This window comes from Streptomyces durhamensis (assembly GCF_000725475.1).
Lineage (GTDB): Bacteria > Actinomycetota > Actinomycetes > Streptomycetales > Streptomycetaceae > Streptomyces > Streptomyces filipinensis.
Map to the genome: position 1 here is coordinate 257,688 of NZ_JNXR01000001.1, position 16,173 is coordinate 273,860.

General features: G+C 73.5%; 13 protein-coding genes. 3 read left to right on the forward strand and 10 right to left on the reverse strand.

Annotated features, from left to right (window positions below; genetic code table 11):
- Positions 1-20 precede the first annotated feature (20 nt).
- The 6 genes from nirD to IO33_RS0101165 form a co-directional block, all read right to left on the reverse strand.
- Positions 21-371 carry a nitrite reductase small subunit NirD gene (nirD, locus tag IO33_RS0101140; protein WP_031158992.1) on the reverse strand — a complete coding sequence of 117 codons (351 nt, stop codon included), beginning with the start codon at positions 369-371 and terminating at the stop codon, positions 21-23.
- Positions 368-2,998 carry a nitrite reductase large subunit NirB gene (gene nirB, locus IO33_RS0101145; RefSeq protein WP_031158996.1) on the reverse strand — a complete coding sequence of 877 codons (2,631 nt, stop codon included), beginning with the start codon at positions 2,996-2,998 and terminating at the stop codon, positions 368-370. Before nirB ends, nirD begins: the two co-directional genes overlap by 4 nt.
- Entirely contained in the window at positions 2,998-4,212 is a 1,215-nt protein-coding gene (locus IO33_RS0101150) for an NAD(P)/FAD-dependent oxidoreductase (protein WP_031158999.1), read from the reverse strand. The genes nirB and IO33_RS0101150 overlap by 1 nt, the downstream gene beginning before the upstream one ends.
- Positions 4,213-4,366: 154 nt before the next feature.
- Positions 4,367-5,002: a class F sortase gene (locus tag IO33_RS0101155; RefSeq protein ID WP_031159001.1), complete on the reverse strand. Its 636-nt coding sequence runs from the start codon at positions 5,000-5,002 to the stop codon at positions 4,367-4,369.
- Positions 5,003-5,123: 121 nt separating this feature from the next.
- Positions 5,124-5,633 (reverse strand): hypothetical protein, encoded by a 510-nt coding sequence (locus IO33_RS0101160; RefSeq protein ID WP_031159002.1) that lies wholly within the window; start codon positions 5,631-5,633, stop codon positions 5,124-5,126.
- Positions 5,634-5,929: 296 nt separating this feature from the next.
- Positions 5,930-7,582: a M4 family metallopeptidase gene (locus tag IO33_RS0101165; protein WP_031159005.1), complete on the reverse strand. Its 1,653-nt coding sequence runs from the start codon at positions 7,580-7,582 to the stop codon at positions 5,930-5,932.
- 139 nt (positions 7,583-7,721) lie between these two features.
- On the opposite strand from IO33_RS0101165, the gene IO33_RS0101170 reads away from it, so the two are divergent.
- Entirely contained in the window at positions 7,722-8,165 is a 444-nt protein-coding gene (locus tag IO33_RS0101170) for a gamma-glutamylcyclotransferase family protein (RefSeq protein ID WP_037684699.1), read from the forward strand.
- A 9-nt stretch (positions 8,166-8,174) separates the two neighbouring features.
- On the opposite strand, the gene IO33_RS0101175 is transcribed toward IO33_RS0101170, so the two are convergent.
- The 4 genes from IO33_RS0101175 to IO33_RS0101190 all read right to left on the reverse strand — a co-directional run bounded on the left by IO33_RS0101175 (position 8,175) and on the right by IO33_RS0101190 (position 13,735).
- Complete coding sequence (locus IO33_RS0101175) at positions 8,175-9,005, reverse strand: arylamine N-acetyltransferase family protein (protein ID WP_031159010.1); 831 nt, start codon at positions 9,003-9,005, stop codon at positions 8,175-8,177.
- 56 nt (positions 9,006-9,061) lie between these two features.
- The gene (locus IO33_RS0101180; protein ID WP_031159013.1) at positions 9,062-11,470 is read right to left on the reverse strand and encodes a molybdopterin oxidoreductase family protein; all 2,409 of its coding nucleotides are present in this window, start codon (positions 11,468-11,470) and stop codon (positions 9,062-9,064) included.
- Between the two features lie 112 nt (positions 11,471-11,582).
- Positions 11,583-13,052 carry a hypothetical protein gene (locus tag IO33_RS0101185; RefSeq protein WP_031159016.1) on the reverse strand — a complete coding sequence of 490 codons (1,470 nt, stop codon included), beginning with the start codon at positions 13,050-13,052 and terminating at the stop codon, positions 11,583-11,585.
- A 2-nt stretch (positions 13,053-13,054) separates the two neighbouring features.
- Positions 13,055-13,735: a SanA/YdcF family protein gene (locus tag IO33_RS0101190; RefSeq protein WP_031159018.1), complete on the reverse strand. Its 681-nt coding sequence runs from the start codon at positions 13,733-13,735 to the stop codon at positions 13,055-13,057.
- Between the two features lie 154 nt (positions 13,736-13,889).
- On the opposite strand from IO33_RS0101190, the gene IO33_RS0101195 reads away from it, so the two are divergent.
- Together IO33_RS0101195 and IO33_RS0101200 are read left to right on the forward strand one after the other, a co-directional pair.
- Positions 13,890-14,750, forward strand: coding sequence for a sirohydrochlorin chelatase (locus IO33_RS0101195; RefSeq protein ID WP_031159020.1), 861 nt, complete (start codon positions 13,890-13,892; stop codon positions 14,748-14,750).
- 115 nt (positions 14,751-14,865) lie between these two features.
- Positions 14,866-16,143 carry a deoxyguanosinetriphosphate triphosphohydrolase gene (locus IO33_RS0101200; RefSeq protein ID WP_031159023.1) on the forward strand — a complete coding sequence of 426 codons (1,278 nt, stop codon included), beginning with the start codon at positions 14,866-14,868 and terminating at the stop codon, positions 16,141-16,143.
- Positions 16,144-16,173 lie beyond the last annotated feature (30 nt).

The window sequence follows — 16,173 nt, forward strand, 5'->3', positions numbered from 1 at the left end:
ACCGTTCGGTCAAGTAAGGCTCAGGTGGTGCGGACGTCGTACGCCGTCACCCGCACCGCCTCGTCGTCCAGGCACTGCCCGCTGATCAGGTCGAAACGCTGCTTCAGCAGGGGCGAGGCCACGAACGGGCGGTCCTGGTGGGTGCCGGTCAGGCCGCGGGAGAGGACGGCCGCGCCGGTGAACGGGTCGCGGTTGTCGACGGCGTACAGCCGGCCGGTGCGGTCGCGGAAGAGGGCCACCTGGCGGCCGTCCGGCAGCAGGGCGGCCACCCCGCGGCCCGGGGTGAGCGCGCTGAGGTCACAGGCCGTGAACCAGCCTTCCGCCAGCCGGAGTTGGACCTTCAGGTCGGTGGTCTCAAGAGCCAGGGTCATCGCTGGGCGCTTCCTTCCAGGACGTCGGCCGCGGTGTCCGAGGGGCGGATGCCGATGGACAGCAGCGGCAGGTCGGGCTTGATCTGGTCACGCTCGGGGACGAAGGCGACGACCGGGTCCGGGGTGTCCGGGGCGTTCACGAAGGACACGAACCGCGCCAGCTTCTCGGGGTCGTCGATGGTCTCGGCCCACTCGTCGCGGTAGTGGGCGACGTGCGCCCGCATCAGCTGCTCCAGCTCGTCGCAGATGCCGAGCGAGTCGTGCACCACCACGTCCCGTACGTGGTCCAGGCCGCCGGGGATCCGCTCCAGCCAGGTGCTCGTGCGCTCCAGCCGGTCGGCGGTGCGGATGTAGAACATCAGGAACCGGTCGATGAGGCGGACGAGTTCGGCGTCGGACAGGTCCTGCGCGAGCAGGTCCGCGTGACGCGGGGTGGCACCGCCGTTGCCGCCGACGTACAGGTTCCAGCCGTTGGAGGTCGCGAGGACCCCGAAGTCCTTCGACTGGGCCTCGGCGCACTCGCGGGCGCACCCGGAGACGGCGGACTTGAGCTTGTGCGGCGACCTCAGGCCCCGGTAGCGCAGCTCCAGGTCGATCGCCATCCGGACGGAGTCCTGGACGCCGTACCGGCACCAGGTAGAGCCGACGCAGGACTTCACCGTGCGCAGCGCCTTGCCGTAGGCGTGTCCGGACTCGAAGCCGGCGTCCACCAACCGGGCCCAGATCAGCGGCAGCTGCTCGACCCGCGCGCCGAACATGTCGATCCGCTGGCCGCCGGTGATCTTCGTGTAGAGCCCGAAGTCCCGGGCGATCTCGCCGATCACGATCAGCTTCTCGGGGGCGATCTCGCCGCCGGGGATGCGCGGCACGACCGAGTACGAGCCGTTCTTCTGCAGGTTGGCCAGGAAGTGGTCGTTGGTGTCCTGCAGCGCCGCCTGCTCGCCGTCCAGGACATAGCCGCTCGCGCCGATCGCCGGGGCGAGGGAGGCGATGATCGAGCCGACGGCCGGCTTGCAGGTCTCGCAGCCGTCGCCGCCCCGGGCGCCCTCGCGGCCGTAGCGGTCGAGGAGGTCCTGGTACGAGGTGATGCGCAGGGCGAGGACGATCTCGTACAGCTCCTCGCGGGTCTGGGCGAAGCAGCCGCACAGGCCCTTGTCGACCTCGATGCCGGACGCCTCCAGCTCGGCGTCCACCAGCTGGCCCAGCACCTTCACACAACTGCCGCAGCCGGTACCGGCCTTGGTGCACCTCTTCACCTCGGACACGGTGGTGCACCGGTGCTCGCCGACCGCGCCCCTGATCGCGCCCTTGCTGACGTTGTGGCAGGAGCAGATGACCGCCTCGTCCGGCAGCGCGGACGGGCCGAGCTGGGCCCCCGAGTCCGCTCCGGCGGGCAGGACGAGGGACTCGGGGGCGATGGGCGGCACGGAGCCGGTCAGAGCCCGCAGGGTGCCGTACGTCTCCGCGTCGCCGACCAGGACGCCGCCGAGCAGCGTGCCGTCCCTGCCGATGACCAGCTTCTTGTACAGACCCGCGCGGGAGTCGGAGTAGACGACGTCCAGGCAGTCCTCGGTGGTGCCGTGCGCGTCGCCGAAGGACGCCACGTCCACGCCGAGCAGTTTCAGCTTGGTGGACAGGTCGGCGCCGGTGAACGTCCGCTGCTCGCCCTCGTCCGCCGCGATGGCCGCCGCGGCCGTCTCGGCCTGCTCGTAACCCGGCGCCACCAGGCCGTAGACCCGCCCGTCCGCCGCCAGCGCGCACTCGCCGATCGCGAACACGTGCGGGTCGCCGACCGTACGGCACCGCTCGTCCACGCTGATGCCGCCGCGCTCGCCGACGGCGAGACCGCAGTCCCGGGCCAGCTGGTCGCGGGGGCGCACCCCGGCGCTGAACACGACCATGTCGACGGCCAGTTCGGAGCCGTCGGACAGCTTCATGCCGGTGACGGCACCCTCGGCGCCGGTGACGATCTCCTGGGTGCCCGTGCCGGTGTGCACGGTCAGGCCCATGCCCTCGATGGTCCGCAGCAGCGCCGCGCCGCCGCCCTCGTCGACCTGCACCGGCATCAGACGCGGCGCGAACTCCACGATGTGGGTGTCCATCCCGAGGCCCTTGAGCGCACCGGCCGCCTCCAGACCGAGCAGCCCGCCGCCGACCACGGCACCGGTCCTCGCCCGCGTCTTCGCGTACTCCTCGATGGCGAGCAGGTCCTCGATGGTCCGGTAGACGAAGCAGCCCTCGGCGTCCTTGTTCGGCACCGGCGGCACGAACGGGTAGGAGCCGGTGGCGAGCACGAGCGTGTCGTACCCGAAGACCTTGCCGGACCTTGCCGTGACCTGCTTCGCCGCGCGGTCGACGCGCTCCGCCGGATCGCCGGTGTACAGCTCGATGCCGTGGTCCTCGATGAACCGCATGTCGGTCATCGACAGGTCCTCGGGCGTCCGGCCCGAGAAGTACGAGGTGAGGGCGACGCGGTCGTACGCCGGACGCGGCTCCTCGCACAGCACGACCACGCGGTGCGTGGCGGTCAGGCCGCGCTCGGCGAGCGCTTCGAGGAAGCGCTGGCCGACCATGCCGTGGCCGACGAGCACGATCGTGGGGGTGTCCGTGCGGGTGTCCGTGGACATCAGGAGCCTCCGTCGTTGGTGAGCAGGTGGAGCAGGGGGCCGTCGTCGGGGAGCGGCTCTGCTCCCTCCCAGGCGCGGGCGAGCGCGCCGACGGTGCCGAGTTCGCCGACGAGAACCCCGCCGACCAGGCGGTCGTCACGGACGACGACCTTGCGGTAGGTGCCGCGGGTGGCGTCGGCGAGCCGCACGACGTCGTCGCCGGGGCGCGCCTCGGTCTCGCCGAACGCGGCCAGGTCGAAGGGGGAGCCCGGGCCGGTGAGGGTGAGCCGGGTCAGGGAGCGGGTGCCGCGGTAGCGTGCGTCCGTGTCGCCGGCGAGCAGGGCGGCGAGCGCGTCGGCCTGTTCCAGCGCCGGGGCGGCCAGGCCGTAGACCGTGCCGTCGTGCTGGGCGCAGTCGCCGACGGCGTGGATGTGCGGGTCGGAGGTGCGCAGGGCGTCGTCGACGAGGACGCCCTTGCGCACGGCGAGACCGGCCTGCTCGGCGAGGCCGGTGCGCGGGCGCACCCCGCAGGCGACCACGACGAGGTCGGCGTCCAGGGCGTATCCGTCGGCCAGCTCCACGGAGCGGACCGCGCCCGCGAGACAGCGCACGTCCCGCACCCGGCACTCGGTGTGCACCTCGACGCCCAGGTCCGTGAGGTGCCGCAGCACCAGCCGGGAGGCGTCCGGGTCGAGCTGGCGTTCCATGAGCCGCTCGGCCTGCTGGGCGAGGACCACCTGCGCGCCGCGCACGGCGAGCGCGCGGGCGGCGGAGACACCGAGCAGCCCGCCGCCGACGACGACCGCGCGCACGCCCGGCCGGACCGCCTTGGCGAGGCCCAGGCAGTCGTCCATGGTGCGGAACGCGTGGACACCCTCGGGGAGCCGGTGGCCGGGCGTGAACAGACCGCGCAGCGGCGGCAGTACGGGGTTGGAGCCGGTGGCGAGGACCAGCGTGTCGTATGCGATCGACGTGCCGTCGGCGCAGCCGACCGTCCGGGCGGCCCGGTCGATGCCGGTGACCCGGGCCCGGAGCAGCCCCGCCGGTGCCGGGAGGCTGATCACCTCCGGGGCGTAGCGGCCGGCCAGCACCTCCGCGAGCAGCACCCGGTTGTAGGGAGGGTGCCCCTCCTCGCCGACGAGCAGCGCGGGCGTGCCCAGCTCACCGAGCCGCCGGGCGAGCCGTACGCCCGCGAGGCCGGCGCCGATCACCACCACACGCGTATTCGAGGTCATGCCCCTGAGCGTGCGGTCCGGACGTTACCCGGCCGCATCACGTCTGTTTCCCGTGAGGAACGCTGCCCTCAGCCGCCGCGGCAAGGGCGTGTGAGGTCGCCGCCGTGCGGCTGCGGCACAGCCCCGCGCCCCTTTCACCCGTGGGGCGGAGCGTTCAGCGGCTGCCCGTCAGATGGGCGAACACCACCACGTTGCCCTGGTAGCCGGTGGCCTTCGAGTAGCCGCCGCCGCAGGTGATGACGCGGAGCTCGGGGCGGTGAGCCGCGCCGTAGACCTTGTCGTCGGGGAAGTCGCGGGCCGCGTACACCTCCACCGCGTCCACGGTGAACACGGCCACGCCGCCGTCCCGGCGGTCCACCTCGATCCGGGCGCCCCGCCGCAGCGCGCCCAGGTCGTAGAAGACGGCGGGGCCCTCGGTGTTGTCGACGTGCCCGGCGACGATCGCGGTGCCCGTCTCGCCGGGCATGGTGCCGGACTCGTACCAGCCGGCCAGGTTCTTCTCCCGGGCGGGCGGCACGTCCAGGCTGCCGGAGGGGGTGAGGGACAGGCCCATCAGCGGGGCGTTCACCCGGATCGCGGGGATACGGATGCGGGTGGGCGGGGAGGGCGCGAGCGCGGGGGCCGTGAGGTGCTCCTCGCCCGGGTCCGGGCGGCCCTCGGCGGCGGCCGGCTGCGGTGGCGTGTCCGTCCCGGCGTCGCCGAGCAGCCACACCCCGGAGCCGAGGGCCACCACGGTGAGCGCGGCTATCGCGGTGTCGCCGAGCCTGGCACGCCTGGCGCTCCTGCGCATACGGACCCCTCTCCCGGGGGCGGACCCCCGAAGACCCCTTCCCCCTCCGGGCCGCGAGGGGCATCGGACCCGGAGGGGGCGGGACATGCGGTACCGGCCGACGGACAGCGGAGGGTGTCCGTCAGATCCCGTCGCCTCTCGCCCGGCGATGCAGGAGCCAGGTACCGCCCGCGGCGGCGACGGCCAGCGCCGCCACACCCGCCGTGGTCTGCACGGGGCCGGGGCCGAGTGCGCCGCCGACCCCCGTCTTCACGCTTCCTCGCGGCTGCACCTGCTCGTGCGCCGCGCTCAACACCACCACCAGGTCGCCCTTCACCTGCCGGTCGCCCACCGCGCAGGCGGCGACGATCTCGTACGTCCCCGGCTGCGCGCCGGGCGGCACCTGGAACTGGCCGATCGCCTCGCCCTCGTGCGAACTGGGGGCCAGGGTGAAGGTGCCGGCGCCGACCGCGCCCGCGTCGCCGGTCGCCGAGCCCTTGTCGCCGCACGCGGCGGTGTTCACACTGACCTGGGCGCCGGGCGCCACGGTGGAGGGATACACCTCCAGGCTGCCGGTGCCGCCGGCGGCTGCGGGTGCCGCGGCTGCCACGACGAGCGCGGTACCGGTCAGCAGACGGGCGGTGCGGCGCATGGTGCTCCCCGGGGCTTCGGCTTGACGGCGTGTCCAGGGGGCTCGCCCCTGCCCTACCGAGGTAAGTCGCAGTCCGGGACTTCCGCTTCCTGAGGGCTCGTCAGGAATGCGGTGAACGGGTGGCGGGCCCGGCCCCCCACACGGCCTAGCCGGAGCGGGTTCGAGCAGGTCACAGCCGTGTGCGGGAGCAGACGAGAGACCGGTATGAAGAAAACACGAATGGAGCGACGCCCGCCGTTGAACGGGTGACGGCCCCGGGAGTCGGGGACTCCCGGGGCCGGTGCGGCACAGGGGACTCAGTTCACGTTGACGGCGCTCCAGGCCGCCGCCACCGCGTTGTACTCCGCGCTGCCCGCGCCGTACAGGTCCTTGGCGGCGTTGAGGGTCGCCGTGCGGGCCCCTGCGTAGTTCGTCGAGGAGGTCATGTAGACCGTCAGCGCCCGGTACCAGATCCTGCCGACCTTGTCCCGGCCGATGCCGGTGAGCGTGGAGCCGTTGGACGTCGGGGAGTTGTAGCTGACGCCGTTGATCGTCTTCGCGCCGCTGCCCTCCGCCAGCAGATAGGCGAAGTGGTTGGCGACGCCGGAGGAGTAGTGGACGTCGAGGTTGCCGACCGAACTGCTCCAGTAGTCCGCCGAGTTGCCGTCCTTGGACGGTTTGTCCATGAAGCGCAGGGCGGGCTGGCCGAAGCCGGGCTTCACGATCTTCTCGCCGATGAGGTAGTCACCGGGGTCGGAGGGGTTGTTCGCGTACCACTCGACCATCGTGCCGAGGATGTCCGAGGTGGCCTCGTTGAGGCCGCCGGACTCGCCGGAGTAGGTCAGCGCGGCCGTCTTGGAGGTGACGCCGTGGGTCATCTCGTGCCCGGCCACGTCCAGCGCCACCAGCGGCCCGAACGTGGTCCCGTCGCCGTCGCCGTACGTCATGCAGAAGCAACTGTCGTCCCAGAAGGCGTTGTTGTAGTTGCTGCCGTAGTGGACGCGGTTGTACGAGCCCTTGCCGTCACCGCCGATGCCGTTGCGGCCCTGGACGTTCTTGTAGTAGTCCCAGGTCTCGTTGGTGCCGTACTGGGCATCGACGGCGGCCGAGGCGCGGTCGGAGGTGGCGCCGGTGCCCCAGTGGTTGTCGGCGTCGGTGAAGAGGGTCGCGGGTGCCCGGCTGAAGCAGATGCCGAAGAAGCACAGGTCGGTCTTGCCCTCCGCGTCACCGGTGAAGGTGTTGCCGCGGGTCGGGTCCTTGAGCTGGTACGACGATCCCGACTGGGTCGTCTGCAGCGGCACCGTCCCGCTGTAGAGCGACTTGCCGTCGCCGGCGGCGGTCTCGATGCTGTCCCAGGCGTCGATCTGGTGCCCGGTGCGGGCGTCGGTCAGCACGGTGCGGGCGACCGGGTTGCCGAGCGAGTCCAGGCCGGCCGCGTTGGTGCGCCAGGCGAGCTTCGGGGCGCCGTGCAGGGCGTCGACGATCAGCTCGGGCTTGGCCTTGACCCCCTTGAGCACGTTGCCGAGGTTGGCGGCGCGCAGGGCGTTCACGGCGAGGTCGGCGGCCTTGGGGGCGGAGACCTTCGGGAGGACCGAGCTGAGGGATATGGTGCCGCGGGTGGCCCGGTCGGTGCTGCGGTAGGCGCCGTCCGGGGCCAGGTGGACCACGAAGTCACCGCCCAGCACGGGCAGTCCGTGGTACGTGCGGTCGTAGCGGACGTGCTGGGTGCCGTCCTTGTCCACGATCACATCGCGGACGCTGGTGTTCTCGGCGGAGGTCAGGCCCAGGCTCGCGGCATGGGCCAGGAGTGCCGACGCCGCGTTCTGGATCGCGGTGGACCGGGTCGGTCTGGTGTCGGCGTGGGCGGCGGGGGAGAGGGCGACGGTCAGCAGGGTCGCGGTGGTGACGGCGACGCCGGCGGTGGTGGTGAGACGACGGGACCCTCGGACGTGCTGGCGTATCCGGCTCATCTGTCTCCTCGGGGAGGCGCCGAACTGGGCGTGGGGGTGGCGCTGATGTCCCCAGAGATTTAAGGGGCCCTGACATGTCATGTCCATAGCCCCTTCATGGAGATGTGTGAGGAGCCGAAGGGGGTACAGAATCGTTTCCGTGATCAATGAGGAGCCCGAACGGTCCGGGACGCCGCTGCCGTTCTTCGTCTACGGCACCCTCCGCCCCGGCGAGGTCAACCACGACCTGTTCCTGCGCGGGCGCACCACGGCGGAGGAACCGGCCCGGCTGCCCGGCGCGGCGCTCTACGACGGCCCCGGCTACCCCTACGCCGTCGAGCGGCCGGACGGCGAGGTCCGGGGTGAACTGGTCACGGCCCGCACACAGGCGTACACCGCGCTGCTCGCCGCCCTGGACCGCCTGGAGGAATACGTCCCGGACGACCCGCGCAACCTCTACGAACGCGTCGCCCGGAACGTCATACGCACCGCCGACGGCACACCGGTGCGGGCCTGGGTGTATCTGGCCGCCCCGCGTGTCGCCGCCCGGCTGCGGGCCGAGGGCAAGCCGATCGAGGGCGGCGACTGGCTCTCCCGCCGCTGAGCCGGTGCCTCAGCCCAGCAGCGTCAGCCCCTCGGGCACGGCGATCCCGAACTCCTCCTCGACCACGCGCCGCGCCTCCGCCTCGTCCGCCAGCCTGCGCTCGCTCACCGTGCCGTCGGAACGGGTCTCGGTCAACCGGTCGCCGTCCAGGGCGAGATGGCGCTCCGCGGTCGTCCGCTGCAGATAGGGGCGGCGGGTGAACGGGGAACGCGGACTGGTGCCGACGTACCAGTTGAACACCTCGAAGTCCGGCGGGGCGAACGGCTCCAGCGTGAAGGCGTACTGCCCCACCCATGCCCGCGTCCGGCGGTCCTGCACCTGCAACTCCAGGAGCTCCAGGGGGCCTTGGTGCGGCAGCGGCACCAGCCGGTGCCGGCGCCCCGCGCCCTCGAACTCCTCGCCGGTCACCAGCGGCACCGGCACCAGCAGCGCACCGTCGGCGCCGAAGCCGACGTCCGCGAGATACGGCCGCGGCTCGCCCGGCACCGCGACCCGCAGCATCGCATGGGTGCGCGGCCGGCTCTCGGGCGTCTCGGCGCCCAGCACCACCCGCCCCGCCAGCGGCGTCACCGCGAACCCCAGCGCCTGCAGCGCCAGCCGGAGCAGCGTGTTGTGCTCGTAGCAGTAGCCGCCGCGCCGGCCGTGCACCATCTTCGCCATCACCTCGGCCGGGGCGAGCGACGGAGCCCGCCCGGACACGGCGTCCAGGTTCTCGAAGGGCAGGGACAGCGCGTGCGCCAGATGCACACCCCGCAGTGTCTCCAGGTCGGCCCGTCGGCCGCCCTTCCAGCCGATGCGGTCCAGATAGGCGTCGAGGTCGTGCTGGTCGAAGTCGAACATGCCTCGAACCTACGTGCCCCGGCCGCCTGCCGCCGCGGCCTGCGGATCGATCCGCGCTACTCCCCTGGTCCTACGACCTCGACCCGCACGGCGCACGACTTGAACTCCGGCATGCGGGACGTCGGGTCGAGCGCCGGGTTGGTGAGCGTGTTGGCGCGGCCCTCGCCCGGCCAGTGGAACGGCATGAACACGGTGTCGGGGCGGATGGCCGCGGTGATGCGGGCCGGGGCCACCGCCCGGCCGCGCCGGGAGACCACCGTGACCGGGTCGCCCTCGGCCGCGCCGATACGGGCCGCGAGCCGGGGGTGCAGCTCCACGAAGGGCCCGGGCGCGGCGGCGTTCAGCTCGGCGACCCGCCGCGTCTGGGCCCCCGACTGGTACTGGGACACCACCCGGCCGGTGGTCAGCAGCAACGGATACTCGGCGTCGGGCTCCTCCGCCGTGGCCCGGTGCGTCACGGCGACGAACCGGGCCCGGCCGTCCGCGGTGGCGAAACGGTCGAGGAAGAGCCGGGGGGTTCCAGGGTGCACCACGGGCGCGGCGGCTCCGGGCGACACCGCGCCGCCGACGTCCCGGGCCGGGTCGTCGGGCAGACCGTCGAGCACCGCGTCCTCCCCGTCGTCGACCGTCGCGGGCCCGCCGGTGGTGCCGGTGAGTGCGGGTCCGTCCGTCGGCCGTCCGGGGGGATCCGTGGGTGTTCCGCTGTCGCCTCGCGCGGCCGGGCCGGTGTCGGGGGCCGGGTCGTCGGCTGCTGCTTCGGCGCCGGTGAGTGCGGGTGGGGCCGTCGGCCGTCCGGCGGGAGCCGTGGGGATGCTGCTGTCGCCATGCGCGGCCGGGCCGGTGTCGGTGTCGGTGTTCTGGGCCGGGCACGGCCAGAACACGCCGTTCTCCTCCGCCAGGCGGCGGTAGCTGATGCCCGAGTAGTCGGCGGGGCCGCCCGCGCTCGCCCGGCGCAGCTCCTCGAAGACCTCCTCGGGGTCCGTCGGGAAGCCCTTCTCCACCCCCAGCCGGGCCGCCAGCTCGTGCAGGACGTACAGGTCGCTGCGCACCCCGGGCGGCGGGGCGACCGCACGGCGGCGCAGCAGGACCCTGCCCTCCAGGCTGGTCGTCGTGCCCGTCTCCTCCGCCCACTGGGTGACCGGCAGGACGACGTCCGCCAGCTCCGCCGTCTCGGACAGGACGACGTCGGCCACCGCCAGGAAGTCCAGCGAGCGCAGCCGCCCCTCGACATGGGCCGCGCGCGGCGCCGACACCACCGGGTTGGAGCCCATCAGCAGCAGCGCCCGGATGTCCGTGCCGAGGGCGTCGAGGAGTTCGTACGCGCTGCGCCCCGGGCCGGGGAGCGCCTCGGGGGCCACCCCCCACACGCCCGCCACATGCGCCCGCGCCGCCGGGTCGTCCAGCTTGCGGTAGCCGGGCAGCTGGTCGGCCTTCTGGCCGTGTTCGCGGCCGCCCTGCCCGTTGCCCTGCCCGGTCAGACAGCCGTACCCGGACAGCGGGCGGCCCGCCCGGCCGGTCGCCAGGCACAGGTTGATCCACGCGCCCACCGTGTCCGTGCCCTTGGACTGCTGTTCCGGCCCGCGCGCGGTGAGCACCATCGCCGCCTCCGGCTCGCAGAACAGGCGTACGGCCTCGCGGAGCCGGGGAACGGACACCCCCGTGATCCGCTCCACCTGCTCCGGCCAGTGCGCCATCGCCGCCGCCCGCGCCTCCTCCCAGCCCGTCGTCCGCCGCCTGATGTACTCCTCGTCCGTCCGCCCCTCGGCCACCACCAGGTGCAGCAGACCCAGCGCCAGGGCCAGATCGGTGCCGGGCCGGGGCGCGAGATGCAGGTCGGCCTGCTCGGCGGTGCGCGTGCGGCGCGGGTCGACGACGATCAACGTGCCCCCGTTCTGCCGCAGTTCCGTGAAGAACCGCAGGGACGGCGGCATGGTCTCGGCGAGATTGGAGCCGACGAGGATCACGCACCCGGTCTTCGGGATGTCCTCCAGCGGGAAGGGCAGGCCCCGGTCGAGGCCGAACGCCTTCGTGCCGGCCGCCGCGGCCGACGACATGCAGAACCGGCCGTTGTAGTCGATCTGCGAGGTGCCGAGGACCACCCGGGCGAACTTGCCCAGCGCGTACGCCTTCTCGTTCGTGAGCCCGCCGCCGCCGAACACGCCCAGCGCGTCCGCCCCGTACCCCTCCCGCGTCCCCGCGAGCCGCTCGGCGATCCGGTCCAGTGCCTCCGCCCAGCTCGCCTCGACCAGCCGGCCGGCGGACCGCACCAGCGGCGAGGTCAGCCGCACCGCCGGCGAGAGCACCTCGGCCGCCGTACGGCCCTTGCCGCACAGCGCGCCCCGGTTCACCGGGAAGTCCGTCCGCTCGGTCACCTCGACGCCCCCCTGCGGCAGGGGCGTGACGTTCATCCCGCACTGCAGGGCGCAGTACGGGCAGTGGGTGGGCGTCGAGGCGATCGTCTCCATGCCGCCCAGCCTGCGCCGACCGTGTTACGGCCCCGACCGCTTCGGGTTACGCGCCCGCCACGGCGGCCTCCCAGCCGGGCCGGGGACGGCGTGAGGTCCCGCGGCCCGGTGCCTACTGCCGGTTCAGGGAGCGGGTGACGCCCGCCGCGATCGTCGTCGCCAGCACCCAGCCCGCGGCGACCAGCAGATACGCCAGCCACTGGTACCAGCCGCGCGGCGCGAACGCCCCCTCCTGGCCGAAGTCGATGATCGGCAGCAGCAGGTCCAGGGTGTAGAAGAGCGGGTTGAACGCGGGCGCCTCGGAGGGCTTGAGCGCGGGCGGATGGTGCAGGGCGAAGGCGAGTGTGCCCGTGCACAGCAGGAGCAGCAGCCAGCCCGCGGCCCGCATCGGGCGGAAACCGTAGCCGACGGCCGCGTCCTGGAGAAAGCCCCACAGCCGGGCGTACGGCGGCAGGGTGCGCCGGTGCCGACGGAGCTTGGCCAGCTGGACGGTGCGGGCGGCGCCGTCGTCGCCCACCGTGCGGTACGCCGCGGCCAGCTGCTCGTAGGGGTGCGGAAGGTAACCGTCGGGCTCGCGTTCGAGCAGCGGAAGGCGCTGCGCGGCCGGCAGGTGCGGGGTCAGGACGCGGTAGCCGAGTCCGTCGGTCTGCACCTGCCGGGGCCACACCTCGGGCGGCACGTGCAGCAGGTCGAGCTGGGCCCGGCGCAGATTGACGGCCCCCTCGATCGGCTCGGCCTCCCGCAGCCACAGCTCGCCGACGACACTGCTGCTGGCGCGCAGGGCCTGGCCGCCCGGGTGGGACAGCCGGGCGTGGGCGAGGTTGAGCTGACGGGGGATCCGCGCACCGCCCAGATTGACCCGGCCGCGGACGCGCAGCCGCATGGCGTGCAGATCGGTGCCGACCGTGAGGACCTCGGCGTGCAGCGCGGTGGCACCGGGGGCGTTCAGCTCCGCGTCGTTGAGGTTCACCTGATTGCGCACGACCGCCCCGTTCATGTGCACCTTTCCGTGTGCGACCAGCTCCGGGGCCCACACGTCCGTGGCCACCTCGGCGTGGTTGAGCTGGAGCACGGCCTCCTCGGGGACCTCGCCGGGTGTGCCGAGCCGCGCCCCGTTGGCGAAGAAGGCCCCGGACAGCCGCGCCCCCTGGAGCCGTACCGGCCCCGTGATCCGGCAGCAGGTGATCCGCACGACCCCGTCCGCGCGCAGGTTCCCGGCCGTCAGCCCCGGCAGCACCGAGTCGCTCAGAACCAGAGCGACGACCCGTGCCCCGTACAGGTCGGGCGCCTCCTCGAAGTGGCAGGAGCGCAGCCGGACCGGATGGGCGACGGTGCCGTACCGGAGGTCCAGCCGACCGGTGATGCGCGCGCCCCACACCTTCAGACCGGCGATCCGGCCCTCCCGCACCGGGCCGTCCAGCAGCAGCTCCCGCAGCACCTCCGTCCGCAGCGTCCGCTCGGGACCCCACGCGGCACCCGAGGCCGCGTCCTCGTCCTCGCCCTCCCGGAAGTCGACCCCCTCGCCGAGCGGGAAGGCGTCCCGGACGCGCCGCTCGGCGGGCGTCAGGTCCGTGATCTCCATGCTCAGCCCCGCGCCCCCGCCAGCGCCTTCGTGACCCCGTATTCCCGCGGGCCGAGGAACGTCGGATCCGGATGGAACACCGCGTCCAGCACCGCCTTGCCCGCCGCGAACACCTCGCGCGTACCGCCGTAGTACCAGGTCACGTCGTGCTTCGCGTCGACCCCGACCCCGTACGAGTCGACCCCCGCCGCCCGGCACAGCGCCACCGCCCGGCGGATGTGGAAACCCTGGCTGACCAGTACGGCCCGGTCCACGCCGAAGATCTTCTTGGCCCGCACACAGGAGTCCCAGGTGTCGAACCCGGCGTAGTCGCTGACGATCCGCCGGTCCGGCACCCCGTGCCGGGTGAGGTAGGCGCGCATGGCGTCGGGCTCGTCGTAGTCCTTGCGGCTGTTGTCGCCGGTGACCAGGAGCACCTCGACCCGCCCCGCCCGGTACAGCTTCGCCGCCGCGTCCAGCCGGTGCGCGAGGTACGGCGACGGCTCCCCGTTCCACAGCCCGGCCCCGAACACCACGGCGACCTCCGCACGCGGGGCGTCCGCCGTCGTGCGCAGCCGGTCCGCCGTGGACACGTACAGCCACGTCGCCGGCAGCAGCGCCAGCACACACCCGGCCATCACGGCCTGCACCAGCCGCCGCTGCCCCTGACGGGTGCGCGGCAGCCGCGGTCGTCGGATCTTCATACGGCCCCCACGGATCGCCTCGTCGACCATGGAGGACGCCGGCGACCGCGATCCGGTTCGCCTCACATCGAGCATCCGTACGACGTGATGCGGCGGAAAACGCTCGTGACGGCCCGGCAACGGCCCCGCAACCTGACCCCGGCAGGATCCTTCCATGACGGCGTCGCACCCTTCCCGCTCCGAGTCCGACCTCCACCTCGACAGCACGGCGCACCTCATGCACAGCATCGGCAGCCGGCTCACCGGGCAGCTCCGGCTCGTCCCCCCGCCCGTACGCCGCCGCCCGGCCCCGCCCGCGCTCGTCCTGGTCGCCCACGGCAGCCGCGACCCGCGCGCGCTGGACACCGTACGGACCCTGCGGGACCGCGTACGCGAACTGCGCCCCGGCCTGGCCGTCCACCTGGGCCACATCGAGCTGAACGCGCCCCTCCTCCCGGACACCCTCACCGCCCTCGGCGACGCCCCCGCCGTCCTGGTCCCGCTGCTCCTCTCGCGTGGCTACCACGTCAGACACGACATCCCCGAGATGGCCGCCGCGGCGCGGGCGGGCACCCGGGTGGCCGCCCCGCTGGGGCCGCACCCGCTCCTGACGGAGACCCTGTACGACCGTCTCGTCGAGGCGGGCTGGCCCACGGCCATGGACCCGGCCGCCCGCCGCGCGAGCGCGGTCGTCCTCGCCGCCGCCGGCTCCCGCGACCCCGACTCGGCGACGGACACCCGCCGCACCGCCCGCCTCCTCGCGGACCGGCTGGGAGTGCCGGTCGTCCCCGCCTACGCCTCGGCGGCGGCCCCGACGGTCCCGGCGGCCGTCCGCGCACTGGCGGCCCGCGGCCGGCACCGGGTGGCGATCGCGTCGTACCTCACGGCACCGGGGCGTTTCGCCGCGCAGTGCGCGCAGGCGGCACCGTGGATCGCCGCGGCCCCGCTCGGCGCCCACCCGGCGATGGCCCGCCTGGTCCTGCACCGGTACGACGAGGCGAGGGTGACGAGGCAGGCGGAACTGGCTTCGGCTTGACGAAGCAGCGGCGAAGTACCGGGTAAGGGGCGCGGGGAACTGCGCGACAAGCCACGACGCACCCGCACCCGCCCGACAACAGACCTCGGCAGACGAGTGGGCATACTGTCGAAGAATGGAAGGCACCACACTCGACGACGGCCCCTACGACCCCACCTCGGCGGAGCGTTGGGCCCCCGAGCCCGACAAACGCCCCGGCCGCACCGCCTTCCAGCGCGACCGCGCCCGCATCCTGCACTCCGCGGCCCTGCGACGCCTCGCCGGCAAGACCCAGGTGGTCACGCCGGGCACCCGCAGCCAGGTGTGGGACGCCAGCCCCCGCACCCGCCTGACCCACTCCCTGGAGTGCGCCCAGGTCGGCCGCGAACTCGGCGCGGCCCTCGGCTGTGACCCCGACCTGGTGGAAGCCGCCTGTCTCGCCCACGACCTCGGCCACCCTCCCTTCGGCCACAACGGCGAACAGGCCCTGAACGCCTTCGCGGACGACTGCGGCGGCTTCGAGGGCAACGCCCAGTCCCTGAGGCTCCTCACCCGCATCGAACCCAAACGGTTCACCGAAAAGCGTTCCGTCGGCCTCAACCTCACCCGCGCCGCCCTCGACGCCGCCACCAAGTACCCCTGGCCCCGCGGCGCCCACCCCACCGACCCCGCGTCACGGAAGTTCGGCGTCTACGAGGACGACCGCCCGGTGTTCGACTGGGTCAGGGAGCACGCCCCCGGCACCCGCACCTGTTTCGAGGCGCAGGTCATGGACTGGTCCGACGACGTGGCGTACTCGGTGCACGACATCGAGGACGGCCTGCACGCCGGCCACATCGACCCCAACTGCCTGCACGCGGAGCCCGAGCGGCAGGCGGTGTTCGAGGTCGCCGTCGGCCGGTACGTCCCCGCCGGCACCGACCCCGCCGAACTCGACGCCGCGCTCGACCGGCTCCAGGACGAGGAGTGGTGGCCGCACGGCTACGACGGCACAGCGGTCGCGCAGGCCCGTCTGAAGGACGCGACCAGCCAGCTCATCGGCCGGTTCTGCCTGGCCGCCGAGGGTGCCACGCGCGCCGCGTACGGCACCGGCCGGCTCACCCGGTACGGCGCCGAACTCGTCGTACCCCGCGCGGCCCGCATGGAGTGCGCGGTGCTCAAGGCGGTCGCGGACCGGTATGTGATGCAGCGCGCCGAGCAGGAGCGGCTGCGCGCGGACCAGCGGGTGATCGTCGCCGAGCTGGCGGAGGCGCTCACCGCCCGCGCGCCCGACGGCCTCGACCCGCAGTTTCGGGCCCTGTTCGACGGGGCAGGCGACGACCACGCGCGCAAGCGGGTGATCGTCGACCAGATCGCCTCCCTCACCGACGTCTCGGCGCGCTCGCTGCACGCGAGACTGACGGGGCATATGTGAGAGGAACGTGACCGGCAGTGGCCTGATCGG